This window comes from Stenotrophomonas sp. 01N47, from assembly GCF_056399165.1.
On sequence record NZ_JBFTQU010000012.1, the window covers coordinates 34,573 to 57,960 of the forward strand.

23 protein-coding genes are annotated in these 23,388 nt (G+C 67.2%); 16 read left to right on the forward strand and 7 right to left on the reverse strand.

The window, feature by feature from the left end:
• Positions 1-40: 40 nt before the first annotated feature.
• From AC1DKR_RS19050 to xth, 3 genes are all read left to right on the forward strand, one after another.
• Positions 41-1,696 (forward strand): MFS transporter, encoded by a 1,656-nt coding sequence (locus tag AC1DKR_RS19050; protein ID WP_025878778.1) that lies wholly within the window; start codon positions 41-43, stop codon positions 1,694-1,696.
• Positions 1,697-1,894: 198 nt separating this feature from the next.
• On the forward strand, positions 1,895-3,304 hold the full coding sequence (locus tag AC1DKR_RS19055; protein WP_312785774.1) for a coniferyl aldehyde dehydrogenase: 1,410 nt from the start codon (positions 1,895-1,897) through the stop codon (positions 3,302-3,304).
• 221 nt (positions 3,305-3,525) lie between these two features.
• Positions 3,526-4,293 (forward strand): exodeoxyribonuclease III, encoded by a 768-nt coding sequence (xth, locus tag AC1DKR_RS19060; RefSeq protein ID WP_312785773.1) that lies wholly within the window; start codon positions 3,526-3,528, stop codon positions 4,291-4,293.
• Positions 4,294-4,365: 72 nt separating this feature from the next.
• Here the strand turns inward: xth and AC1DKR_RS19065 are convergent, their stop codons facing one another.
• On the reverse strand, positions 4,366-4,617 hold the full coding sequence (locus AC1DKR_RS19065; RefSeq protein WP_025878785.1) for a GlsB/YeaQ/YmgE family stress response membrane protein: 252 nt from the start codon (positions 4,615-4,617) through the stop codon (positions 4,366-4,368).
• Positions 4,618-4,701: 84 nt separating this feature from the next.
• Between AC1DKR_RS19065 and AC1DKR_RS19070 the strand changes: the two genes are divergently transcribed.
• The 9 genes from AC1DKR_RS19070 (at position 4,702) to AC1DKR_RS19110 (ending at position 12,888) form a co-directional block, all read left to right on the forward strand.
• Positions 4,702-5,301, forward strand: coding sequence for a 4'-phosphopantetheinyl transferase family protein (locus AC1DKR_RS19070; protein ID WP_032976775.1), 600 nt, complete (start codon positions 4,702-4,704; stop codon positions 5,299-5,301).
• A 39-nt stretch (positions 5,302-5,340) separates the two neighbouring features.
• On the forward strand, positions 5,341-5,979 hold the full coding sequence (rsmG, locus tag AC1DKR_RS19075) for a 16S rRNA (guanine(527)-N(7))-methyltransferase RsmG (RefSeq protein ID WP_033832551.1): 639 nt from the start codon (positions 5,341-5,343) through the stop codon (positions 5,977-5,979).
• A 112-nt stretch (positions 5,980-6,091) separates the two neighbouring features.
• Positions 6,092-6,889 carry a ParA family protein gene (locus AC1DKR_RS19080; protein WP_025878788.1) on the forward strand — a complete coding sequence of 266 codons (798 nt, stop codon included), beginning with the start codon at positions 6,092-6,094 and terminating at the stop codon, positions 6,887-6,889.
• Complete coding sequence (locus AC1DKR_RS19085) at positions 6,889-7,812, forward strand: ParB/RepB/Spo0J family partition protein (RefSeq protein ID WP_025878789.1); 924 nt, start codon at positions 6,889-6,891, stop codon at positions 7,810-7,812. Before AC1DKR_RS19080 ends, AC1DKR_RS19085 begins: the two co-directional genes overlap by 1 nt.
• Positions 7,813-7,954: 142 nt before the next feature.
• Positions 7,955-8,680, forward strand: a complete 726-nt coding sequence (locus tag AC1DKR_RS19090; protein WP_032976777.1) for a suppressor of fused domain protein — start codon at positions 7,955-7,957, stop codon at positions 8,678-8,680.
• Positions 8,681-8,744: 64 nt separating this feature from the next.
• A complete protein-coding gene (locus AC1DKR_RS19095) occupies positions 8,745-9,710 on the forward strand; it encodes an NAD-dependent epimerase/dehydratase family protein (RefSeq protein WP_025878791.1) in 966 nt (321 codons plus the stop codon).
• Between the two features lie 90 nt (positions 9,711-9,800).
• Positions 9,801-10,523, forward strand: a complete 723-nt coding sequence (locus tag AC1DKR_RS19100) for a glycosyltransferase family 2 protein (protein ID WP_312786729.1) — start codon at positions 9,801-9,803, stop codon at positions 10,521-10,523.
• Positions 10,523-10,870, forward strand: coding sequence for a lipid-A-disaccharide synthase N-terminal domain-containing protein (locus tag AC1DKR_RS19105; protein ID WP_025878793.1), 348 nt, complete (start codon positions 10,523-10,525; stop codon positions 10,868-10,870). The genes AC1DKR_RS19100 and AC1DKR_RS19105 overlap by 1 nt, the downstream gene beginning before the upstream one ends.
• 245 nt (positions 10,871-11,115) lie before the next feature.
• Positions 11,116-12,888 carry a DUF885 domain-containing protein gene (locus tag AC1DKR_RS19110; RefSeq protein WP_478034477.1) on the forward strand — a complete coding sequence of 591 codons (1,773 nt, stop codon included), beginning with the start codon at positions 11,116-11,118 and terminating at the stop codon, positions 12,886-12,888.
• Between the two features lie 133 nt (positions 12,889-13,021).
• On the opposite strand, the gene AC1DKR_RS19115 is transcribed toward AC1DKR_RS19110, so the two are convergent.
• The 5 genes from AC1DKR_RS19115 to AC1DKR_RS19135 all read right to left on the reverse strand — a co-directional run bounded on the left by AC1DKR_RS19115 (position 13,022) and on the right by AC1DKR_RS19135 (position 19,651).
• A complete protein-coding gene (locus AC1DKR_RS19115) occupies positions 13,022-16,231 on the reverse strand; it encodes an efflux RND transporter permease subunit (protein WP_478034479.1) in 3,210 nt (1,069 codons plus the stop codon).
• A 9-nt stretch (positions 16,232-16,240) separates the two neighbouring features.
• Positions 16,241-17,440 (reverse strand): efflux RND transporter periplasmic adaptor subunit, encoded by a 1,200-nt coding sequence (locus tag AC1DKR_RS19120; protein WP_478034481.1) that lies wholly within the window; start codon positions 17,438-17,440, stop codon positions 16,241-16,243.
• Complete coding sequence (locus AC1DKR_RS19125) at positions 17,437-18,690, reverse strand: TolC family protein (RefSeq protein WP_478034483.1); 1,254 nt, start codon at positions 18,688-18,690, stop codon at positions 17,437-17,439. The genes AC1DKR_RS19120 and AC1DKR_RS19125 overlap by 4 nt, the downstream gene beginning before the upstream one ends.
• 56 nt (positions 18,691-18,746) lie before the next feature.
• Positions 18,747-19,091, reverse strand: coding sequence for a hypothetical protein (locus AC1DKR_RS19130; RefSeq protein WP_032976781.1), 345 nt, complete (start codon positions 19,089-19,091; stop codon positions 18,747-18,749).
• Positions 19,092-19,252: 161 nt separating this feature from the next.
• Positions 19,253-19,651, reverse strand: a complete 399-nt coding sequence (locus AC1DKR_RS19135) for a RidA family protein (RefSeq protein ID WP_478034485.1) — start codon at positions 19,649-19,651, stop codon at positions 19,253-19,255.
• Between the two features lie 110 nt (positions 19,652-19,761).
• Between AC1DKR_RS19135 and AC1DKR_RS19140 the strand changes: the two genes are divergently transcribed.
• Complete coding sequence (locus tag AC1DKR_RS19140; protein WP_312111103.1) at positions 19,762-20,655, forward strand: LysR family transcriptional regulator; 894 nt, start codon at positions 19,762-19,764, stop codon at positions 20,653-20,655.
• Here the strand turns inward: AC1DKR_RS19140 and AC1DKR_RS19145 are convergent.
• Positions 20,624-21,856: a nucleotide disphospho-sugar-binding domain-containing protein gene (locus tag AC1DKR_RS19145; protein WP_312787291.1), complete on the reverse strand. Its 1,233-nt coding sequence runs from the start codon at positions 21,854-21,856 to the stop codon at positions 20,624-20,626. The two genes, AC1DKR_RS19140 and AC1DKR_RS19145, sit on opposite strands and share 32 nt — an antisense overlap.
• Positions 21,857-22,059: 203 nt before the next feature.
• Between AC1DKR_RS19145 and dnaQ the strand changes: the two genes are divergently transcribed.
• The 3 genes from dnaQ to rpmG all read left to right on the forward strand — a co-directional run bounded on the left by dnaQ (position 22,060) and on the right by rpmG (position 23,223).
• On the forward strand, positions 22,060-22,569 hold the full coding sequence (gene dnaQ / locus AC1DKR_RS19150; protein WP_312111097.1) for a DNA polymerase III subunit epsilon: 510 nt from the start codon (positions 22,060-22,062) through the stop codon (positions 22,567-22,569).
• Between the two features lie 239 nt (positions 22,570-22,808).
• Complete coding sequence (rpmB, locus tag AC1DKR_RS19155; protein WP_005411638.1) at positions 22,809-23,045, forward strand: 50S ribosomal protein L28; 237 nt, start codon at positions 22,809-22,811, stop codon at positions 23,043-23,045.
• Positions 23,046-23,055: 10 nt separating this feature from the next.
• Positions 23,056-23,223, forward strand: a complete 168-nt coding sequence (rpmG, locus tag AC1DKR_RS19160; RefSeq protein ID WP_170272460.1) for a 50S ribosomal protein L33 — start codon at positions 23,056-23,058, stop codon at positions 23,221-23,223.
• The last annotated feature ends 165 nt before the right edge of the window (positions 23,224-23,388 follow it).

Below are 23,388 nucleotides of genomic sequence, written 5' to 3' on the forward strand. Positions count from 1 at the left end.
GTGCCGACCGAGGTCGGCACCTACAGAGGGAAAGCTTCCCATGTCCACAACACCTGCACCGGCGAAAGCCCAACTAACCCAGGGACACAAGAAGGTCATCTTCGCGTCCAGCCTGGGTACCGTTTTCGAATGGTATGACTTCTTCCTGTACGGCTCGCTTGCCGCGATCATCGCCAAGCAGTTCTTCAGTGGCGTCAATGAAACCACGGGCATGATCTTCGCCCTGCTGGCCTTCGCGGCCGGCTTCTTCGTGCGCCCGTTCGGTGCTGCCTTCTTCGGCAGCCTCGGCGACCGCATCGGCCGCAAGTACACCTTCCTGGTCACCATCCTGATCATGGGCATCTCGACCTTCCTGGTCGGTGTGCTGCCCAACTACGCCTCGATCGGCTTCGCCGCGCCGGTGATCCTGATCATCCTGCGCCTGGCCCAGGGCCTGGCCATGGGCGGCGAGTACGGTGGTGCGGCGACCTACGTGGCCGAACACGCGCCGGACGACAAGCGTGGCCTGTACACCAGCTTCATCCAGTGCACGGCCACCCTCGGCCTGTTCATGTCGCTGCTGATCATCCTCGCCTGCCGCTACTTCCTCGGCAACGAAGCGTTCGAAGCCTGGGGCTGGCGCATTCCGTTCCTGGTCTCGATCGTGCTGCTGGGCGTGTCGGTGTGGATCCGCCTGCAGCTGAGCGAGTCGCCGCTGTTCCAGCAGATGAAGTCGGAGGGCAAGGGTTCCAAGACGCCGTTCCGTGACAGCCTGAAGGGCGGCAACCTGAAGCTGATGCTGCTGGTGCTGCTCGGCGCCGCAGCGGGCCAGGCGGTGGTCTGGTATGGCGGCCAGTTCTACGCGCTGTTCTTCCTCAGCAGCATGCTGAAGGTCGATGCCACCACCTCCTACCTGCTGATCGCCGCCGCGCTGGCGCTGGGCGTGCCGTTCTTCATCTTCTTCGGCTGGCTGTCCGACCGTATCGGCCGCAAGAAGATCATCCTGGCCGGCTGCCTGCTGGCCGCCATCACCTACATCCCGATCTTCAAGGGCCTGACCCACTTCGCCAACCCGGCCATCGAAGAAGCCCGCAGCAGCTCGCCGGCGCTGGTCGTGGCCGACCCGACCACCTGCTCGTTCCAGTTCGATCCGGTTGGCCTGCGCAAGTTCACCAGCTCCTGTGACGTGGCTACCGCTGCGTTGACCAAGGCCGGTGTGCCTTATGACGTGCAGCCGGCCGCTGCCGGTTCGCTGGCGATGGTCAACGTGGGCAGCGCCAGCGTCACCTCGTACGAGGCCGCTGGCCTGACCAAGGAAGAAGGCAAGGCCAAGGCCGACGCGTTCGGTGCCGAGCTGAAGACGGCATTGACCGGCGCCGGTTATCCCGCCAAGGCTGATGGTTCGCGCATCAACTACGCCGGCACGATCCTGATGCTGTGGCTGCTGGTGCTGTACGTGACCATGGTCTACGGCCCGATCGCCGCCTACCTGGTCGAACTGTTCCCGACCCGCATCCGCTACACCTCGATGTCGCTGCCGTACCACATCGGAAACGGCTGGTTCGGTGGCTTCCTGCCGGCGATCTCGTTCGCGCTGGTGGCCGGTACCGGCAACCTGTACTACGGGTTGTGGTACCCGATCATCATCGCGCTGATGTCGGTGGTGATTGGCGGCCTGTTCCTGCGCGAGACGAAGAACGTGGACATCACCAAGTAAGAATGATGTTCATCGAATGAAGGAGAGGCCGTGGTGCATACCACGGCCTTTCTGTTTGTGGGGGCGCTTATCCGGCCCGCACCCTGGTAGTGCCGGCCGCTGGCCGGCAACTGCACGATGTCTGCCGGAGATCCATGAGGCTGCCGGCCAGCGGCCGGCACTACCATTACATTGCACAGCACGCCGTATAGTCGGCCCATGACCACCACCGCCCCAGCCGACCTCCCCGCCATCCTGCACACCCTGCGCAGCGCCTGGCAGGCCCAGCGTCCTTCGCTGGACCAGCGCGAAGCCGACCTGCGTCGCCTGCGCGCGGCGTTGAAGGACCGCCTGGACGAAATGGCTGCGGCCATCGCCGAGGACTTCGGCCATCGTGCCCATGTCGAATCGAAGCTGGCCGATGGCATGAGCGTGCTTTCGGCCATCGACCACCTGCGCCGCCACCTGCGGCGCTGGTCGAAGCCGCAGCGGGCATCGGCTGGCTGGAAGCTATGGCCGGCGCGCGCGCAGCTGCGGCCGATGTCGCTGGGCGTGGTCGGGGTGATCTCGCCGTGGAATTATCCGGTCACGCTGGCGTTGGTGCCGCTGGCCACCGCGATTGCCGCTGGCAACCATGTGCTGTTGAAGCCTTCGGAGCACACCCCGCGCACCAGCGCGTTCCTGGCCGATCTGCTGGCCAGCGTGTTCCCGCCCGAACGCGTAGCGGTGGTGCAGGGTGGGGCGGACATGGCTGCGGCGGTGTCTTCGCTACCGCTGGACCACCTCGTGTTCACCGGTTCCACCGCGGTCGGCCGCAAGGTGATGGCGGCGGCGGCGGAGCATCTGGTGCCGCTGACGCTGGAACTGGGCGGCAAGTCGCCGGCGATCGTCTGCCGCGATTTCCCGTTGGACAAAGCCGCCGCGCGGTTGGCCACCGGCAAGTGGTTCAACGCCGGCCAGACCTGCATCGCGCCGGATTACGTGCTGATCGACGGCGTGCGCCAGCGTGAGTTCGTGCAGGCACTGCAGCAGCAGGTGCGCGAGCGCTATGGTGATTTCAGCGATGCCGACGACTACACGCGGATCATCAATGAGGGCCAGTACCGGCGCCTGCAGGGCTATCTGGCGCAGGCGCGCGAACGCGGGGTGCCGGTGATTCCGCTGGCGCAGGTGGATGAGGCGCGTGCTGACCGTGAGCGGCTGCTGGTGCCGACCGTGGTGCTGGACCCGCCGGATGACCTGGACCTGATGCGCGATGAGATCTTCGGCCCGATCCTGCCGGTGCGCGCCTATCCGGACCTGGATGCAGCGCTGGCCGACATCGTGGCCCGCGACCGGCCACTGGCGCTGTATCCCTTCAGCCATGACACGGCCACGGTGGAGCGCATTCTCGGCCAGGTGCTGGCCGGCGGGGTCACGGTCAACGACACGCTGCTGCACTTCGCCGCCGATGGCTTGCCGTTTGGTGGGGTGGGCGCCAGTGGCATGGGCGCGTACCACGGGCGGGCCGGGTTTGATGCGATGAGCAAGCTGTTGCCGGTGCTGTGGCAGTCGCGCTGGGCGGCCAGTGATCGGCTGCGGCCGCCGTATTCGAAGATTGCGGGGTTGTTGAAACTGCTGCTGCGATGAATCCAGGCAGGGCGTGCAACCAGTGGTAGTGCCGGCCGCTGGCCGGCAACTTCATGACCCTCCGGCGGGGACCTGCAGCTGCCGGCCAGCGGCCGGCACTACCGCTAGGGGCCAACCCGTGCGGCCGGTTCCGGTAGGGGCCAACCTTGGTTGGCGCGCGTGAACCCCAAGCGCCGACCAAGGTCGGGCTCTACCAAAGCCCACCCGGGTAGAATGCCCGCATGAAAATCGCCTCGTGGAACGTCAATTCGCTCAACGTCCGCCTGCCGCACCTGGAGCAGTGGCTCAAGGACTTCGGCCCGGACATCGTCGGCATCCAGGAAACCAAGCTGGAGGACCACAAGTTCCCGGACTCGGCGCTGGTCGCCGCCGGCTACCGCAGCGTGTTCGCCGGGCAGAAGACCTACAACGGCGTGGCGCTGGTGTCGCGCGAGCCGGCGCAGGACGTGCAGATCGGCATTCCCGGCTTCGAGGACGAGCAGAAGCGTGTCATCGCCGGCACCTTCGGCGACCTGCGGGTGATCAATCTGTACGTGGTCAACGGCCAGGACGTGGGCACCGACAAGTACGAGTACAAGCTGCGCTGGCTGGAAGCCGTGCACGTGTGGATCGCCGAAGAACTGCAGCGGCATCCGAAGCTGATCGTGATGGGCGACTTCAACATCGCCCCCGATGCGCGCGATGTGCATGACCCGGAGGTGTGGAACGACAACCACATCCTGACCTCCACTGCCGAGCGCGGCGCACTGAACAAGCTGCTGCAGCTGGGCCTGCACGATGGTTTCCGCCTGCACAACGATGAGGCCGGCACCTTCAGCTGGTGGGACTATCGCGCAGCGGGTTTCCGGCGCAACCTCGGCCTGCGCATCGACCTCACCCTGGTTTCCGATGCGCTGAAGGTCAGTGCGGTGGCCTCGGGTATCGACCGCGAGCCGCGCACCTGGGAACGCCCCAGCGATCACGCACCGGCGTGGGTACAGCTGGGCTGAAACAACGAGGCCCGGCGATGCCGGGCCCCGTCCTGATGCGTTTGCCGGCTTGCGGCCGACACCACCACGCCGTCAGCGTATGCTCTTGCGGGTGAACAGGTTGACGATCGCCAGCAGGATCACCGCGCCGATCAGCGAGAACAGGAACGTGCGCAGGGTGATCGCTTCATTGATGCCGCCGCCGAACAGCCAGCCGGAAATCAGTGCGCCGACGATGCCCACCACGATGTTGAGGATGATGCCCTGCTGGCCATCGCGCTTCATGATGATGCTTGCCAGCCAGCCGACGATGCCGCCGACGATCAGCCAGATGATGATGCCCATGATCGACTCTCCGGTGGATAACCGAGTCCAGTTGACGCGCAGTGCCGTGAACCCGCTGTGCAATCCTGTGACGGGCGCGTGCGGATGAGCCTGCCAGCCACCCTTGAGGGCCCCTGGCGGTTTGGTCCGGTTACCGTCTGGCGCTGCCCGCATGTCCCCGGCCAGCGCGGTGAGCCGCAGGCCCGGCAGGTGCTGGCACAGGCCCTGGGGGGCGAGCCGGATGCGCTGCCGCTGGTGCGCGACGACAAGGGCCGGCCGGAACTGAGCGGCGCGCTGGCCCACTACGGCACCGGCTGGAGCCACAGCGGCGAGGTGCTGCTGGTAGCGCTGGGCGAGGGCGTGCGGCTGGGCGTGGACCTGGAACTGCTGCGGCCGCGCCCGCGCATGCTGGAAATCATCCAGCGCTTCTTCCATCCCGACGAAGTGGCGTGGCTGCAAGGCTTGGACGAGGCCGACCGCGAACATTGGTTCTTCCGCGTCTGGTGTGCCAAGGAAGCGATGCTGAAGGCACACGGGCAGGGCATTTCCTTCGGCCTCCACCGCCTGCAGCTGGCCCCGGCCGACGATGGCGCCCTGCACCTGCGCTGGTGCGACCCGGAGCTGGGCGAGGCCGCGCGCTGGCACCTGCACGAATGGCAGGCCAGCGGACAATTCCGCGCCGCATTGGCCTGGTATCCGCAGTGAATCGGCGAATCAACGGCGAAAACCGGCGATAATGCCGGCATGAGCGAACACGATCTTCCCGCCGGCGTAGCGACCACGCTGCAGCAGGGCCTGGCCAGCATGGGCCTGGCCGCCGAGCTGGCCCCGCCGCTGCTGCGCTACCTGGCGCTGCTGCACCGCTGGAACGGCACCTACAACCTCACCGCCATCCGCGATCCGCAGGAAATGGTCACCCGCCATCTGCTCGATTCACTGGCGATGCAGCCGTTCGTGGCCGATGGCAGCCTGGCCGACCTCGGTACCGGCCCCGGGTTGCCGGGCATCCCGCTGGCGATCGCCTGCCCGGGCCTGCAGGTCACCCTGGTGGAAAGCAACGGCAAGAAGGCCCGCTTCATGCGCGAGGCCGTGCGCCAGCTGGGCCTGGGCAATGCCCGCGTGGCCGAATCGCGCGCCGAAGCGCTGGCCGAGCCGGGCAGCTACGACCAGCTGACCGCGCGCGCGATGGACACCCTGGCCGGCATCGTCCGCGTCGGTGGTCACCTGCTGCGCCCCGGCGGCGTGTTGCTGGCCATGAAAGGCGTCTACCCGCATGAGGAGATCGCAGCGCTGCCGGCCGGTTGGCAGGTGCGCGAGGTGGTCCCGCTGAGCGTGCCCGGCCTGGCCGGTGAACGCCATCTGGTCACCGTCACAGGTCCCTGAACCCCGCCGCCCGCCCCTTGTGGAACAAGCGGTTGGCGATCCACGATTTCCGCACGGGCCCGGTTGTACGCATAATGACCGGTCCCAGCACACGTCGACGAGGCACACCCGCATGGCCCGCATCATCGCCATCGCCAACCAGAAGGGTGGCGTCGGCAAGACCACGACCGCCGTCAACCTGGCCGCTTCCCTGGCCAACGCACCCAAGCGCGTGCTGTTGGTCGACCTGGATTCCCAGGGCAACGCGACCATGGGCAGTGGCGTGGACAAGCGCGAGCTGGTCTCCTCCACCTACGACCTGCTGCTGGGCGAGTCCAGCGCCGCCGACGTGCGCGTGCAGACCGCCGAAGGCTACGACCTGCTGCCGGGCAACATCGACCTGACCGCGGCCGAGATCCAGCTGATGGCGCAGAGCGAGCGCGAGCAGCGCCTGAAGCGCGCACTGGCACCGATCCGCGATGAGTACGACTACATCCTGATCGACTGCCCGCCGGCGCTCTCGCTGCTGACCCTCAACGCACTGGCCGCCGCCGATTCGGTGATCGTGCCGATGCAGTGCGAGTACTACGCACTGGAAGGCCTGAGCGCGCTGGTGGAAACCATCGAAGCGCTGCGTGCCAACCTCAACCCGGCGCTGGAGATCGAAGGCGTGCTGCGCACCATGTTCGACGTGCGCAACAACCTGGCCAATGCCGTGTCGGCCGAGCTCACCGAGCACTTCGGCGACCGGGTGTTCCGCACCATCGTGCCGCGCAACGTGCGCCTGGCCGAGGCGCCCAGCCATGGCCAGAGCATCGTCGGCTACGATCGTGCTTCGCGCGGCGGCGTGGCCTACCTCGGCCTGGCCGGCGAGATCATCCGTCGCAACAACGAACGCAACAAGGCCACCAAGGCCGTGGAGACCGTCTGATGACCAGCAGCAAGCCTGCAGCCAAGAAGCGAGGCCTCGGCCGCGGCCTGGACGCACTGCTCGGTCCGAAGGGCGCGGTCAGCCAGGTGCAGGCCAGTACGGCGGTGATCGAGCCGCTGCCCGGTGAAGTGCTGCGCAAGCTGCCGGTAGGCCAGCTGCAGCCGGGCAAGTACCAGCCGCGTCGCGAGATGGACCAGGGCAAGCTGTCCGAACTGGCCGACTCGATCAAGTCGCAGGGCGTGATCCAGCCGATCCTGGTGCGCCAGCTGCCGGCAGGCAACTTCGAGATCGTTGCCGGTGAACGTCGCTGGCGCGCCTCGCAGCTGGCCGGCCTGGACGAAGTGCCGGTGGTGGTGCGCGAGCTGGAAGACCGCACCGTCATCGCGATGGCGCTGATCGAGAACATCCAGCGCGAAGACCTCAACCCGCTGGAAGAAGCCGAAGCGCTGCAGCGCCTCATCAGCGAATTCACCCTGACCCATGCCGAGGCCGCCGAGGCCGTCGGCCGCTCGCGCGCGGCGGTGTCCAACCTGCTGCGCCTGCTGGAGCTGCCGATCGCCATCCGCCTGCTGCTGGAAACGCGCCGGCTGGAGATGGGGCACGCCCGCGCGCTGCTGACGCTGGCCCCGGAACTGGCCAGCAAGCTGGCCCAGGAAGCGGCCGATGAAGGCTGGTCGGTGCGCGAGGTCGAGCGCCGTGCGCAGGCGTTTGCCGCCGGCAAGGTGCCGAGCAACCGTCCGCAGCCGGTGGCCAAGGTGCAGCAGGCCGATATCGCCTCGCTGGAAACCGAGCTGTCCGAAGTGCTGGGGACTTCCGTTGCCATCAATCATGGCCGCGGCGGCAAGGGCAAGCTGATCATCCATTACGCCAACCTGGACACGCTCGATGGCGTGCTGGAGCGGCTGCGCACGCGCCAGGGCTGACCCCGGCGCATCTTCATGGGCGCACGGCCTGTTCCTGCCGTGTGCCGTCGATTGCAGGGAACGCACCGCCGCGCGTGCCGGAGGCCGCGTCGTCCACCGCAGGTGGGCCGCTCCGCCCCGTGGCTCATCCAGGGAGCAGGACATGACCATTGAAGTAGACGACGTCAGCCCGGGCGGCAGCCCGATTCTCGTGCACAGCCGCGAGAAGGACTTCACCCCGGCCCAGGGCGAGTCGCACATCGAGGAGATCAGCGCGCACATCGAGCGCCATCTGGGCCCGATCTCCGGGGTCTTCCATGAAATCATCTCCGATATCGTGCACATCGACGTGCATGTGGTGCCCGCCACCGACGAGTGCCCGTACCTGCGGCTGGTGACCTCGGGCATGAGCGATCTGCCGATGGCCGTGCCCGACGAGGTGGACGCCCCCCGGCACATGGAACTGATGGTGACCCTGCCGGCGGATTGGCCGATCACCCAGGATGCCTTCGAGGATGAGCGCAACTACTGGCCGGTGCGGCTGCTGAAGACCCTGGCGCGGCTGCCGCACGAGTACGACACCTGGCTGGGCTTCGGCCACACCATTCCCAACGGCCATCCGTCCGAGCCCTATGCACCGGGCGTGGGGTTCGATGGGGCCATCGTGCTGCCGCCGGTCACGACCCCGGACGACTTCGGCACGCTGGCGCTGGAAGACGGCACCACCATCGAGTTCATGGCGATCGTGCCGCTGTACCCGGAAGAGATGGACCTGAAGCTGAAAAAGGACTCGGAAACCCTGCTGGACCGCTTCGATGCGAAGAACATCCAGGATGTCATCCAGCCGGGGCGCACCAATGTGGCCAAGAAGCGTTTCGGCCTGTTCTAGGCCCTGCGCGTACCATCAGACGCCATCACTACTGAATTGACCGTTGAATTCCAGGCTCACCGCAATGACCATCCTGCTCACCGGCGCTGCCGGCTTCATCGGTGCCTACACCGCTCGTGCCCTGCTTGATGCGGGCCAGTCGGTGGTCGGCCTGGACAACTTCAACGATTACTACGACCCACAGATCAAGCGCGACCGCGTGGCCGCGCTGTGCCCGACGCTGGATCTGCGCACGCTGGACCTGACCGACCGCGACGGCCTGGCCGCGCTGTTCGAGGAAGTGCAGCCGACCGCGGTGATCCACCTGGCCGCGCAGGCCGGCGTGCGCTATTCGCTGGAAAACCCGCATGCCTACGTCGACAGCAACCTGGTCGGCTTCGTCAACATGCTCGAGCTGTGCCGCCACCGTGGCGTGCAGCATCTCGTGTATGCGTCCAGCAGTTCGGTGTACGGCGATTCGGCCACGCCGCCGTTTTCCGAAGACCAGCGCGTGGACCAGCCGCGCTCGCTGTACGCCGCCACCAAGGCCGCCAATGAACTGATGGCCTACACCTACGCACAGCTGTATGGCCTGCGTGCCACCGGCCTGCGCTTCTTCACCGTGTATGGCCCGTGGGGCCGGCCGGACATGGCGCCGCTGCTGTTCTCGCGCGCGGTGCTGGCTGGCCGTTCGATCGATGTGTTCAACGAAGGCCGCATGCAGCGCGATTTCACACATGTCTCCGACATCGTGGCCGGTATTCTCGGCGCCCTCGCGCATCCGGCTGATGGTCCGGTGCCGCACCGGGTGTTCAACCTCGGCAACCACACGCCGGTCGAGCTGGAGCGCTTCATCGGCGTGATCGAGCAGGCCGCCGGTCGCCCCGCGCAGAAGGTCTACAAGCCGATGCAGCCGGGTGACATGGTGCGCACGATGGCCGATACCCGGCGCGCACATGACGCATTTGGCTACGAACCGGTCATGCCGATCGAACAGGGCCTGCCGCCGGTGGTGCAGTGGTGCCGCGAGTATTTTGCTGATCGCGCCTGAAAACCGATCCTCACGCCGCCGGATTCATCTTCGGATAACCTCGGCTTCGGAAAATGCGCGGTCTTTGTCCCTCCTTGGCCGAGTCCCCCCATGAGCCAACCCGAGCTGTCCGTCGTTGTCCCCGTATTCAACGAGCGCGACAACGTCGCGCCCCTGGTGGCCGAAATCACCGCTGCACTGCGCGGACGGCTGCCGTTCGAGATCGTCTACATCGACGATCATTCGCGCGATGACACCCTGGCCGTGCTGCAGGGCCTGAAGGCCACCACGCCGGAGCTGCGCGTGCTGCACCACGTCTCGCAGAGCGGGCAGAGCACCGCGGTACGTACCGGCGTCAAGCACGCGCGTGCGCCGTGGATCGCCACCCTCGACGGTGATGGCCAGAACGATCCGGCCGACATCCCCAAGCTGCTGGACGCCCGTGATGCGGCCGATGCCCAGGTGAAGTTGTTCGCCGGCTGGCGCGTCAACCGCCAGGACAGCGGCAGCAAGCGCTGGGCCAGCAAGTGGGCCAATGCCATCCGCGCGCGCATGCTGCGCGATGACACCCCCGATACCGGCTGCGGCATCAAGCTGTTCGAGCGCAACGCCTTCCTCGATCTGCCGTACTTCGACCACATGCATCGCTACCTGCCGGCGCTGATGCAGCGCGCCGGCTGGAGGACCACCAGCGTGCCGGTCAACCATCGCCACCGTACGGCCGGCGTGTCCAAGTACAACAACCTGGGCCGCGCGCTGGTCGGCATCCGTGACCTGCGTGGCGTGGCCTGGCTGATCACCCGCAGCAAGCGCACTGCGGTGGAGGAGCGTTGATGGATCTGGAGCTTCACTGGCTGGATCAGCCGCTCACCTGGTTGTACTGGACCGGCCTGCATGTGACCGGCTGGAAGCTGATCGGCTACACCGGCGCGTTGATGTTCGGTGGCCGCTGGCTGGTCCAGTTCGTTGCCTCCAAGCGCGCCGGCAAGCCGGTGATCCCGCGCCTGTTCTGGTACATGAGCGTGGTCGGCAGCCTGATGACGCTGAGCTACTTCCTGTTCTCGGCCAAGCAGGACTCGGTGGGCGTGCTGCAGAACCTGTTCCCGGCGTTCACCGCCTTGTACAGCCTGCAGCTGGACATCAAGCATCGCGGCTGGAAGCGGGACAAGGCCAGTCACTGACGCCCTGGTAGATGCCAGCCTTGGTTGGCGCTGGTTTTCTCCGGGTGCCAACCAAGGTTGGCACCTACCAGAGCGGCCACGCAGGCGCCGCCGTGCCTGGGTGATGCCGACCTTGGTTGGCCCGATGCGTCCGCGGCCGGAGCATCCACGCATGGCGTGGATCTACTGAGGCAGGACCTTCGTCCCATGCCATGCGCGGTGCGGGGTGCCATGATCGGGGTCTGCCTTCCCGGGAACCTGTGCTCGTGAAAACCCGTCTTGCCGTAGCCCTGCTGATCGCCCTGTCTGCCCCTGCCGTGGCCCTGGCCGCACCGCCCACCGCCACCGCGCCGGCCAGCGTGGCCACTGAATCGCCCGCCGATGCCGCCTTCCGCGCGCTGTACGAGAAGGAATGGAAGTGGCGCCAGCAAGGCGGCGGCGAGGCCAGCGAGGACGAAGACGCGCCGGCCAACGCGACCCGCATGCCCGACGTCGGCCCGGCCGCGCAGCAGGCACGCTTGGAGGTATGGGACGAGACCCTGGCCGCGCTGAAGAAGATCGACCCGAAGACCCTTTCGCCCGACAACCAGGTCAACTACGCGATCTACCGCGACCAGGTGTTCAACCTGGCCGAAGAAGTGCGCCTGCGCGGCTACGAGATGCCGTTCAACGCCGACTCCTCGTTCTGGTCCAACCTGTCCTTCATGGCCCGGCGCGAAATGAAGACCGTGCAGGACTACCAGAACTACATCGCGCGCCTGAATGATGTGCCGCGCTACTTCGACCAGCAGACCGGGAACATGCGTGCCGGCCTGAAGCGCGGCTTCAGCGTGCCGCGTGCGGTGCTCGATGGCCGCGAGGTGTCCATCGCCACTGTCGCCGAACTGAAGGACCCGACCGAATCGCCGTTGTACGCGCCGTTCAAGAAGCTGCCCAACACCGTCCCGGCTGCGGAGCAGGCCAAGCTGCAGGCACAGGCCCGCGCGGCGATCAGCGGCAAGGTGGTGCCGGCGTTCCAGCAACTGCGCACCTTCTTCGTCAACGAATACGTGCCACAGGCACGTACCACCCTGGCCGCCGAAGCGATGCCTGACGGCAAGGCGTACTACAAGCAGCAGATCCACGAATACACCACGCTGGACCTGTCGCCGGACGAGATCCACCGCATCGGCCTGGATGAAGTGGCACGCATCCAGAAGGAAATGAACGACATCATCAAGCAGGTGAAGTTCAAGGGCAGCTTTGCCGAGTTCCTGACCTTCCTGCGTACCGACCCGCAGTTCTATGCCAAGACGCCGGAAGAACTGCTGTCGCGTGCCGCATGGATCTCCAAGCGCGCCGATGGCCAGCTCGGCAAGTACATGACATTGCCGCGCGCGCGCTTCACCATCGTGCCGGTGCCGCCAGACATCGCGCCGTTCTGGACCGCCGGCCGTGGTGGCATGGGCACCTATTGGCTCAACACCTACAACCTGCCGTCGCGCCCGCTGTACAACCTGCCGGCGTTGACCCTGCACGAATCCGACCCTGGCCATGCACTGCAGGGTGCCATCGCTGCCGAGCAGAAGAAGCTGCCGGAGTTCCGCCGCAATGCCTACATCTCCGCCTATGGCGAAGGTTGGGCGCTGTACTGCGAGAAGCTGGGCGTGGAAATGGGCATCTATGAAACCCCGTACGAGGATTTCGGTCGCCTGACCTACGAGATGTGGCGCGCCACGCGCCTGGTGATCGACACTGGCGTGCACAGCAAGGGCTGGAGCCGCGAGCAGGCGCTGGCCTACCTGCGTGACCACACGGCGCTGAGTGAGCACGAAGTGACCACCGAAGTGGATCGCTACATTTCCTGGCCGGGGCAGGCGTTGAGCTACAAGCTCGGCGAGATCGCCATCGTGCGCCTGCGTGCGCAGGCCGAGAAGGAGCTGGGCGACAAGTTCGACGTCAAGGGCTTCCACGACACGCTGCTGAAGCAGGGTTCGGTGCCGTTGCCGGTGCTGGAGCAGCAGATCCAAGCGTACATCGCCGAGCGCAGGAAGGCCTGACCGTTCCAAGGTAGTGCCGGCCGCTGGCCGGCAACCTGCACGCACTGCAATCGTTCGACATTGCCGGCCAGCGGCCGGCACTACCGGGGATCGGAAAACAGGGTCGGATCGCAGGATCCGACCCCGTCATGTTTCACCCCACCGCCCTTGGCTTGGCCACCCGCGCAGCGAAGGTCGGCAGCACCAGCAGGGTCAGCACCGTGGCGGTGATCAAGCCACCGATCACCACCGTCGCCAGCGGCTTCTGCACTTCCGCACCGGAACCACTGGCGATCGCCATCGGAATGAAGCCGACGATGGCCACCAGTGCGGTGGTCAGCACCGCGCGGATACGGCTGGATGCACCGTTGATCGCGGCCATCATCGGCACGTCACCGGCGTCCAGGCGCTCGCGGATCGCCTGCATCAGCACCAGGCCGTTGAGCGTGGCCACGCCGGACACGGCGATGAAGCCCACCGCGGCCGACACCGAGAACGGCATGCCGCGCAGCAGCAGGGCGAGGATGCCGCCGACCAGCGCCAGCGGTACGCAGCTGAACACCAGCACCGCTTCCTTGCCGCTGCGCAGGGCCATGAACAGCAGGCTGCCGATCAGCAGGAATACCACTGGCACCACCGTGGCCAGGCGCTTCTCCGCGCGCTGCAGGTTCTCGAACTGGCCACCCCAGGTCAGGTACGCACCGGGCGGCAGCGCCACGTCGGCCACGGCGGCCTGTGCTTGGCCAACGAATCCGCCGAGGTCGCGGCCGCGCACGTTGGCCTGCACCACCACCCGGCGGCTGCCGTTGTTGCGGCTGATCTGGTTCGGCCCTTCGCTGACGCTGATGCGTGCCACCGAGGACAGCGGAATCACCACGCCGGCCGGCGTGGCGATCGGCAGCGAGGCCAGCTGATCCGGGTCGTTGCGTGCGCTGTCATCCAGACGCACCACCACATCGAATCGACGGTCGCCCTCGAAGATCTTGCCGGCTGCCGTGCCGCCGATGCCGGTGGACAGCGCATCGCTGACGTCGGCGGCGGTCAGCCCGTACTGCGCTGCCGCTACATGGTCGATCTTGACGTTGAGCGTGGGCAGGCCGGAAATCTGCTCCACCCGCACATCCGCCGCGCCCTCCACCGCGCGCAGCTTCAGCGCCACCTGGTCGGCCACCTTCTGCAGCTGGCTGAAGTCATCGCCGAAGATCATCACCGCCAGATCGGTGCGTACGCCGGAAATCAGCTCGTTGAAGCGCAGCTCGATAGGCTGGCTGAACTCGAAGCTGTTGCCCAGCTGCTGGCCGGCCAGTTCTTCGAAGCGGGCCACCAGCGCCTCCTTGCCCAGCTTCGGATCGGGCCAGTCCGCACGTGGCTTGAGCACGATCACGCTGTCGGAAATGTTGGTCGGCATCGGGTCGATTGCCGCTTCGGCGGTACCGGTACGCGAAAACACCGTTTCCACTTCCGGTTGCTGGGCGATGGCCTTCTCCAGTGCCAGCTGCATCGCCAGCGACTGCTCCAGCGAAGTGGATGGCACGCGCAGTGCCTGCATCGCCACGTTGCCTTCATCCAGGGTAGGCATGAACTCGCGGCCGAGCAGGCCGAACGAACCAATGCCGACCAGCAGCATCAGCGCTGCGCCGGCGATCACTGCGCGCGGCCGCGCGACGGCCTGGCGGATGATCGGTTCGATGCGCCCACGCAGCACGCGGATCAGCTTCGTTTCGTGCTCGCCATCATCACTGTGTGCCTCGCCTTCCTTCGGCTTCGGCTCGCGCACCATCAGCGCGGCCATCGCCGGCACGAAGGTGAAGGAGAAGATGAAGGCACCCACCAGGGCCAGCATGAACGTGGCGGCCATCGGGTGGAACGTCTTGCCCTCCACGCCTTCCAGGGTGAGGATCGGTGCGAACACCAGCAGGATGATCAGCTGGCCGAACGCTGCCGGGCGTGCCATCTTTCGCGCCGAATCGGCCGCTACGCGCAGGCGTTCCATCGCGGTCAACGCGCGGCCCAGTTCGGCACGACGCTGGCCCAGCATCAGCAGCGTCGACTCGATCACGATCACCGCGCCGTCCACCAGGATGCCGAAGTCCAGCGCGCCCAGGCTCATCAGGTTGCCACTGATGCCGAAGCGGTTCATGCCGATCACCGCGAACAGGAACGACAGCGGGATCACCAGTGCGGTGATCGTCGCCGCGCGCAGGTTGCCGAGCAGAAGGAACAGCACCACCACCACCAGCAGCGCACCCTCGGTGAGGTTCCTGGCCACGGTCTTGATGGTGGAATTGACCAGCACGCTGCGGTCCAGCACCGGCGCGGCCACGATGTCCGCCGGCAGCGAGGCATTCACCTGCTGCAGCCGTGTGGCGGCCGCCTGGGCCACGGTGCGGCTGTTGCCGCCGGCGATCATCAGCGCGGTACCGAGCACGGCTTCATGGCCGTTGCGGCTGGCCGCACCCAGGCGCGGTGCGCGGCTTAGGCCGACATCGGCCACATCGGCCACCCGCACCACCACGCCGTTGCGGGTGGCTACCGGCGCCTGTGCCAGATCGTCGGTGGTCAGTGCCAGACCGTCGGCACGCACCACCAGGCCTTCGCCAGCGCGCTGCACGAAGCCGGCACCGGCCTGCACGTTGGAGCGCTGCAGGGCCGTCACCAGATCGGCCAGGCCCAGGCCATGCGCGGCCAACCGCGCGCTGTCCGGATGCACGCCGTATTCCTTCACGTAGCCACCGACGGTGTCCACGCCCGCCAGCCCGGGGCTGGAGCGCATCTGCGGCGCGATGATCCAGTCCTGCACGGTGCGCAGGTAGGTGGCGCGTTCTTCCGGCGTGCGCAGCAGGTTGCCTTCCGGCGTGCGGTAGACCTCGCCTGCCTGCCAGCCTGCTTCGCCCGGCTTGGCCAGCTTCGCAGGGTCGAATGCGGTGAAGTCCACCGTCCACATCAACACCTCGCCGAGGCCAGTGGTGACCGGCGACAGCATCGGCGAGGCACCCTCGGGCAGCGCTTCGGCGGCCTCGCGCATGCGTTCGGCCACCTGCTGGCGGGCGAAGTAGATGTCGGTGGCATCGGTGAAGATCGCGGTGACCTGCGAGAAACCATTGCGCGACAGCGAACGGGTGGTGGTCAGGCCGGGGATGCCGGCCAGCGCGGTTTCCAGCGGATAGGTCACCTGCCGCTCGATCTGCTCGGGCGTCAGTGCCGGTGCCACGGTGTTGATCTGCACCTGGCGGTTGGTGATGTCCGGTACCGCATCGATCGGCAGCTTGCCGAGCTGGAACAGGCCCACGGCGGCAACGAGTGCAGCCAGGGCCACGACCAGCCAGCGGTGGCGTACCGCGGTTTCAATGATGAGCTTGAACATGGAAGGTCCTCAGTGCCCGTGCTCGGTTTCGCCCTTGGCCAGTTCGGCCTTGAGCAGGAACGCATTGGCGCCGACGATGCGTTCGTCGCCGTTCAAGCCGCCGAGAATCTCGATGCGGTCACCGGCACGTCGGCCGGCCAGTACCGGCTGCACCTTGAAGCCGCCCTGGACGGCGACGAATACCGCGCTGCTGCCGCCGACGTTCTGTACCGCATCAGCCGGCACGCTCAACGCGCCGTCCTTGCCGTCGGTGACCACCACCGCCGACACCGGCGAACCGGCCGGCGGCAATGCGGCATCCACCGGCATGGCACGGATCACCGCCACGCCACCCTGCTGGCGCACATCGGCGGCCGAACCGGTGACGGTGGCACTGAAGCTGCCGCCCGGCACGGTCACTTCCAGCGTCATGCCCGGCGTGACCTGCGCGGCCAGCGCCGGTGGCGCGGTGAACACCAGCTCGTTCATCGACGGATCGGCGACGTCGGCCACCGGGCTGCCGGCCGCCACCACGCCGCCGGGCGTGACCTGCACGTTGCCGACGATGCCGGCCACCGGGCTGGTGACGCGCACGCGGCCGCTGCTGTCGGGCGAACCGTTGGCGGCGGCCTGTGCCTGCGCGGCAGCGGCCTGCGCCTGCGCCGCCAGCGATCGCGCACGCGACGTTTCCAGTTCCTGGCGAGCGACCACGCCCTGTTCGACCAGTGCCTTGTCGCGGCCGTGGGCCAGGCGCGCCGCCTCGGCCTCCGCGGCGGCGGCAACCGCATTGGCGCGGAACACCGCCGCCTCGCCACTGACCACGATCGCCAGCGTCTGGTTCTGCTTCACTGCCGTGCCCGGTGCGACCAGCACGCGCTCCACGCGACCGGTCACGGTGGAAGCGACCGAGGCACGTGCACTGATCGACGGTTCCACCCGGCCGGACAGCCGCGTCGAACCACCGCCGCCACGGCCGACGGCCACCACGTCGATGCCGGATGCCTTGATCTGCTCTGGCGTCAGCTGCACCACGCCTTCATCGGCATCTGCCGCGTTGCCGGTTCCGGCCTTGGCGTCGGTGCTGTCGGCGGCGTGGCCATGGCCATCGTCGGCCGTTGCCTTGCCGGCGGGCTCCGAGACTGCCGGGGCCTCTGCGTTGCCGGAACAACCGGCCAGCAATGCAGTCAGCAACAAGCCGCCAACCAGTGGGAAAGTACGGGACAGGTTCATCGGGCCTCCACAAAGGGTGCGCGCCCTTCGAGGCGGGCGAGATCGATTTCCGCGCCGACGCGCGACAGGCGCGCATCCACGGCGGTGCCGCGGGCGGCGATGAGGGCACTGCGTGTGCTGCGCAATTCCAGCTGCGAGATGCGCCCGGCGTCGAAGCCGATGCGCGCCAGTCGATAGGCTTCCTCGGCGGCGACCACGCTTTCGTCGGCCGCGCGGGTGCGGCTGCCGGCGGCCTTCAGGCCAGCCACTGCCGACAAGCGTTCGGCTTCGCTGTCGCGCCGCTGCTGGTCCAACCGCGCCTCGGCCGCGCGCTGTTCGGCACTGGCGGCGCGGATGCCACCACGATTGCGGTCGAACAACGGGATCGAGAGACTGACGCCGAGCGTGTAGGCCTGTTCGCGGTCCTCGCGGAAACGCGTCTGCGCGGCGGTAACGCTGAGGTCGGGCAGGGCGCGCTTGCGCTCGACGTCGACCAGACGACCGGCCGCATCAACTTCGGCTTCGGCCACACGCACGGCCAGAGCCACATCGGTGGCACCACGCGGTGCTGGCGGTGCGCGATCGAGCAGACTGTTGTCGATGGTCTGCACCGGTGCATCCAGCAGGGCCGCACCGGCCAGGCGGGCCAGCGCGGCATCGCGGAAGGCCTGCACCTCATCCAGCGCGGCGCTGGCATTGGCCACTTCACTCTGTGCCTGCACGGCACGCAACTGCGGCTCGCGGCCATGCTTGACCATCGCGGTGACCGCCGCCGCATCGTCGCGGGTGAGGCTCAGCGCTTCTTCGGCCAGCGTGTAGCGACGCAGGGCGCCTTCCGCCTGTGCGTAGATCGCCGCCAACTGGCTGGCGACATCGCTGCGGCTCTGCGAACCACGCAGGGCAGCGGCCTGTGCCTCGGCGCGGGCGGCGCGGACGCGCGCGCCGCGCTGGCCCCAGACCTCCAGCGGCTGGGACAGGGTAAGCACGGTGTCGGCCCTGCCCATGCCGCCGTAGGAGCCTGTGCCCCAGGCGTTTTCGGCGGACCAGGAAAGGGATGGATTGGGCAGCGCCCGGGCCTGGTCGGCGCGGGCGTCGGCCGCCTCGGCCAATGCCGCGCCGACGCGGGCGCCGGGCAGCTGGTCCAGGCGTTCAAGCAGGGTGTCGTACGAAGGTGCGGCTTGTGCGGCGACCTGTGCGGCGGGGATCAGGCCCAGCAGCACGGCGACGACCAGCCCGGCCGCGCGCGGCGACCGACGTGTCAGGATCGACATAGGGGGATTCCGGTTGTGAGTGAAACGGGAGCCCGCGATTGCGGGACGCGCTCAACTCACGCCCGGGGAGGACGTGCCAGTTCGTCCTGGGCGACCGCATAGGTCGCCGCGTCGCCTGCATTCGTCCAGCGCGCCGGTTGCGGCGTGCCAAAGGCGGCGAAGGTGCTCGCCGGCAGGCTCAGGTTGGAGTGGTGGCAGTGGTTGTGGCTGCAGGCAGCGGCGTGCTTGCCGTCGTTGTCAGTGTCACCGTCGGCATCTTCGGCACCGGCTTCCACATGCACCACGGTGCTGTCGTGCGGTTCCACCGCACACGCCAGCACATCAGCCACCGGCACGACCACGAATGCCGCCATCAGCAGCATCAGCAGGGTCGAACGAAGGTGGCGGGCGATCCGGCGCATGGAGGGGAGGCTAGCAAGCGGTTTTCGGTGGATACAATATCAATGGCCACCTCGGGAATTTGTCGGCGTGTTCCGTTCAGGCGAGTGTCCGGGGTGCCGGCCGCTGGCCGGCAATCCCATGAACCCTGCTGGCGCAATGCGCTGCCGGCCAGCGGCCGGCACTACAGGTCTGCGGGCAGCTTGGCGATCACCTTGATCTCGAACTGGAACCCATACAGCCAGGTCACGCCGATGCCGGTCAGGGTCGGGTGCGGCGCTTGGCCCCAGTACTCGGGCACGATCGCCCAGGCCTTTTCGAAGTTGGTTTCCGGGTCGACCAGGAACACAGTCACGTCGATCACGTCGTCAAACGTGCAGTCAGCCGCCGCCAGCACGGCGTTGAGATTCTCGAAGGCCCGGCGGACCTGGGTCTCGAAGTCTGGCTCGGGCGAACCGTCTTCACGGCTGCCGACCTGGCCGGAGACGAACAGGAAGCCATTGGATCGGATCGCCGGCGAATAGCGGTTGCGCTCGTACAGCGCCTGCCGGCCGGCGGGAAAGACAACATCACGGTGGGACATGGGACGGATTCCAGACGGGAGCGGACCATCCTCCCCGCTGTCGCTGTCTGGATAAACCGTGATGATCGGTCTAGATTGATTGCATATTCCAAACAATCACAGCCACGGCCATGGACCGTTTCGAAGCGATGCGCGCGTTCGCCCGGGTGGTGGAGACCGGCAGCTTCACCCGCGCCGCGCACACGCTGCAGCTCAGCCGCACCACGGTCACCCAGCTGGTGCAGCAGCTGGAGGCGCATCTGCAGCTGCGCCTGCTCAACCGCACCACGCGCCGGGTCAGTGTCACAGCCGATGGCGCGGCCTACTACCCGCGCATCGTGCGCCTGCTGGCCGAGCTGGAAGAGGTCGAGGGTGGTCTGGGCGATGCCGCCGCACAGCCACGTGGGCGCCTGCGCATCGACGTTCCCGGCCCGTTCGCGCGGCTGTTGCTGGTGCCGGCGCTGCCCGGCTTCCAGGCGCGCTATCCGGAGATCCAGCTGGACATCGGCGTGAGTGACCGCGAGGTCGATGTCATCGCCGACAACGTCGATTGCGTGATCCGCGGTGGCACCCCGGCCGACCCGGCGCTGGTGGCGCGGCCGTTGGCGAGCCTGCCGATCGGCTTCCATGCCAGCCCTGGCTATGTGCAGCAATTCGGTGTGCCGGAACACCCGCGCGCGCTCGAAGGGCCAGACCACTGCACGGTAGGTTTTCTAAGCCCGCGCAGCGGCCGCGCACGCGTGTTCACCGCGCAGCGCGGCGCCGAGCGCATCGAGGTGCAGGGGCGCTATTCAATCGGTTTCGATGATGGCAATGCCTATCTGGCGGCGGGTCTGGCCGGCCTCGGCGTGGTCGCGTTGCCCAGCTACATGGCCGAACCGCATGTGGCGCGCGGCGAGCTGCTGCCCGTGCTGCACGATTGGCAGCTGCCGTCGATGCCGATGCACGTGATGTTCCCGCCGAACCGGCACATGAGCCAGCGGCTGCGGGTGTTCATTGATTGGGTGGTGGAGACGTTGGGCTGAGCCAGCGCTCGAGTGCGGCCACGCCGCATGCCACTCCATCCTCGTTCGCCATTGCAGCGCCCAGCGCGGCCGCCCGTGCGCGTGTATCCGCATGCTCGGCGAACGCCAGTGCATCGGCCAACACCTGCGGCTGCAACCGCTTGGGTGACAGTGGCGCCGGTGCCACGCCCAGGTGCTGCAGGCGATCGGCCCAGAAGAACTGGTCGGCGGCGAACGGCATCACCATCGACGGTATGCCGGCGCGGCAGGCCGAATGCGTGGTGCCGCTGCCGCCGTGGTGGATCGCCAGTGCGCAGCGCGGCAACAACGCTTCATGCGGGGTCGGGCCGATCACCCGTACCGAGTCGGGCAGCGCCATGTCGGGCACGCCGACCCAACCGGGAAACAGCAGCACGCGGCGTGGCGCCAGCGCCGACAACAGCGCCGGCAGCACACGTTCGCGCTCGAAGCCGGTCATGCTGCCGAAGCCCAGATAGACCGGCGGCGGTCCTGCATCGAGGAGAGCCTGCAGTTCGCACGACGGTTGCCACGGCGCAGCAGGGGCCGACCATTGGCCGCACACGAGGTGGTCGGCCGGCCAGTCCGAAGGCGGTGGCAGCAGCTGTGGCGAGATCCCATACAGCATCGGCAGGCCAGCCCAGAGGGAACGTCGTGGTGGCTGCCCGGCGTGCTGGCGGGCCGTGTTGATCGGGCCGCGGAACTGTCGCCAGATCAGGCCGTTGACCAGGCCATAACTGGCCCGGTTCAACCAGCCCGGCGAGCGCCCGGGCGGCAGGAAGGGCGAGCGGAACGCGCGCGTCGGCGTCAGCGGAATCATGCCGGCGCCGATCACCGGAAGACCACGACATTCGCCGACGCTCATGCCGACGAACGCAGCCAGGCCACCGGTCAGGATCGCATCGCAGCCGTCGGCTGCAGCATCGGCCTGGCGCATCCAACCGGCGACGTGTTGCAGCGCCATCCGTGCCAGCCCGGTGCTGGCGGCGGCAACGCCATTGCCGCGTGAGACCAGCGCCACCACTTCGTCGTGGATGTCGCCTTCCAGCGCGGCGTGCGGGACGCCCAGGGCCTTCGCGCTGTCGAGGGTGCCGCCGTCGGCCAGCAGCATGACCTCATGACCGGCCGCGATCAGCCCATGGCAGAGCATGACCAGCGGGCGCGTATCGCCTTCGGTGCCGTAGGTGAGGGCCAGCAGTCGCATTGGAGCCTCCGCAGTGAATCACCAGTATGCCGACATCGCTGTGTTCGTCCGCACTCCTGCCGACGCACCGCGTGGGACAATCCCGCCTCATCTGCCCCCGCCGCACGGGGCGCGCGCAACAGGATCCAGCACCGCATGACCGCACTGCCATCACTACCGTCCCTCGTCTGCCGCATGCCGGCCGCTGCATACCAGCGTGCGCCGTGAGCCGCGTCGTTGCACTGGACACCGAAACCACCGGCATCTCGCATCGTCTGGGCCACCGGGTGATTGAAATCGGGGCGGTGGAACTGATAAACGGGCAGCTCAGCGGCCGCCAGTTCCACACCTACCTGCAGCCGCAGCGGAAGGTGGACTGGGGCGCGCAGCGCGTGCACGGCATCAGCGATGCCATGCTGGTGGGCAAGCCATTGTTCGCCAGCAAGGCCGCCGAGCTGCTGGAGTTCCTGCGTGGTAGCGAGATGGTCGCGCACAACGCCACCTTCGACGTCGGCTTCCTCGACAACGAGCTGCGCCTGGCCGGCATCGCCGATGGGCTGGCCCAGCACTGCCGCGTGACCTGCAGCCTGAAGCTGGCCCGCAACCGTTGGCCGGGCATGCCCAACAAGCTCGACGATGTACTGCAGCGCCTGCGTATTCCCGGCACCCGCGGCCTGCATGGCGCACTGAAGGATGCGCACCTGCTGGCCCAGGTGGTGCCGCACCTGCGCTGAGGGCAGGCATCGCCATCGCATTCAGGCATGGCCTGTGGGTAAGTTGCGCAAGGTCTTGATTGCGTGCATAATGCGCGGCTCGCTGTGTCCGGTTTTCTATCGGGCGGCGCCCCCGGGAGCACGTCCCCGGCCGCCCAACGCCAGCGTAACCCTTTGATTCTCTTGACGTGTGGTGGGCAACCATCGAGGCCGCCGTCCCCCGGGCTACGGGGAGACACAACTTACTATCGAGGTGCGCAATGTCCCGCGTATGCCAGGTTTCCGGCAAGCGAGTGCAGACGGGTAACAACGTCTCGCACGCCAACAACAAGACCCGTCGTCGTTTCCTGCCCAACCTGCACGAGCGCCGCTTCTGGGTCGCCAGTGAGAACCGCTGGGTGAAGCTTCGTGTTTCCGCGCATGCACTGCGCACCATCGACAAGAACGGTATCGATTCCGTTCTGGCTGAGCTGCGTGCGCGCGGCGAAAAGGTCTGAGGAGTAGACGATCATGGCAGGCAAGCGCGATAAGGTCCGTATGATTTCGACCGCCGGTACCGGTCACTTCTACACGACCGACAAGAACAAGAAGAATACCCCGGGGAAGATGGAATTCTCCAAGTACGATCCGGTCGTGCGCAAGCACGTCCCGTACAAGGAAGGCAAGATCAAGTAATCCGCAAGGATTGCTGGTCGCTTCCGAAAAAACCCGCCCTCGTGGCGGGTTTTTTTGTGCCCCCCCGCCCCCGGTAGGTGTCGACCTTGGTCGACACGTTCCGACCCCGTGGGTGCCGACCGTTGGTCGGCACGCTGTCCCCAGCGCTGCTCGACTCTGCACACC

Bases quoted from the DNA above. Each gene is read 5' to 3' on its own strand.
- AC1DKR_RS19145 (WP_312787291.1), bottom strand. From the start codon at position 21,856: ATGCGACTGCTGGCCCTCACCTACGGCACCGAAGGCGATACGCGCCCG.
- AC1DKR_RS19130 (WP_032976781.1), bottom strand. From the start codon at position 19,091: ATGCGCCGGATCGCCCGCCACCTTCGTTCGACCCTGCTGATGCTGCTG.
- rsmG (WP_033832551.1), top strand. From the start codon at position 5,341: ATGAGCGAACACGATCTTCCCGCCGGCGTAGCGACCACGCTGCAGCAG.
- AC1DKR_RS19065 (WP_025878785.1), bottom strand. From the start codon at position 4,617: ATGGGCATCATCATCTGGCTGATCGTCGGCGGCATCGTCGGCTGGCTG.
- AC1DKR_RS19140 (WP_312111103.1), top strand. From the start codon at position 19,762: ATGGACCGTTTCGAAGCGATGCGCGCGTTCGCCCGGGTGGTGGAGACC.
- AC1DKR_RS19070 (WP_032976775.1), top strand. From the start codon at position 4,702: ATGAGCCTGCCAGCCACCCTTGAGGGCCCCTGGCGGTTTGGTCCGGTT.
- AC1DKR_RS19120 (WP_478034481.1), bottom strand. From the start codon at position 17,440: ATGAACCTGTCCCGTACTTTCCCACTGGTTGGCGGCTTGTTGCTGACT.
- xth (WP_312785773.1), top strand. From the start codon at position 3,526: ATGAAAATCGCCTCGTGGAACGTCAATTCGCTCAACGTCCGCCTGCCG.
- rpmB (WP_005411638.1), top strand. From the start codon at position 22,809: ATGTCCCGCGTATGCCAGGTTTCCGGCAAGCGAGTGCAGACGGGTAAC.
- AC1DKR_RS19080 (WP_025878788.1), top strand. From the start codon at position 6,092: ATGGCCCGCATCATCGCCATCGCCAACCAGAAGGGTGGCGTCGGCAAG.
- AC1DKR_RS19125 (WP_478034483.1), bottom strand. From the start codon at position 18,690: ATGTCGATCCTGACACGTCGGTCGCCGCGCGCGGCCGGGCTGGTCGTC.
- AC1DKR_RS19055 (WP_312785774.1), top strand. From the start codon at position 1,895: ATGACCACCACCGCCCCAGCCGACCTCCCCGCCATCCTGCACACCCTG.
- AC1DKR_RS19095 (WP_025878791.1), top strand. From the start codon at position 8,745: ATGACCATCCTGCTCACCGGCGCTGCCGGCTTCATCGGTGCCTACACC.
- AC1DKR_RS19100 (WP_312786729.1), top strand. From the start codon at position 9,801: ATGAGCCAACCCGAGCTGTCCGTCGTTGTCCCCGTATTCAACGAGCGC.
- AC1DKR_RS19085 (WP_025878789.1), top strand. From the start codon at position 6,889: ATGACCAGCAGCAAGCCTGCAGCCAAGAAGCGAGGCCTCGGCCGCGGC.
- AC1DKR_RS19090 (WP_032976777.1), top strand. From the start codon at position 7,955: ATGACCATTGAAGTAGACGACGTCAGCCCGGGCGGCAGCCCGATTCTC.
- AC1DKR_RS19105 (WP_025878793.1), top strand. From the start codon at position 10,523: ATGGATCTGGAGCTTCACTGGCTGGATCAGCCGCTCACCTGGTTGTAC.
- AC1DKR_RS19115 (WP_478034479.1), bottom strand. From the start codon at position 16,231: ATGTTCAAGCTCATCATTGAAACCGCGGTACGCCACCGCTGGCTGGTC.
- AC1DKR_RS19050 (WP_025878778.1), top strand. From the start codon at position 41: ATGTCCACAACACCTGCACCGGCGAAAGCCCAACTAACCCAGGGACAC.
- AC1DKR_RS19135 (WP_478034485.1), bottom strand. From the start codon at position 19,651: ATGTCCCACCGTGATGTTGTCTTTCCCGCCGGCCGGCAGGCGCTGTAC.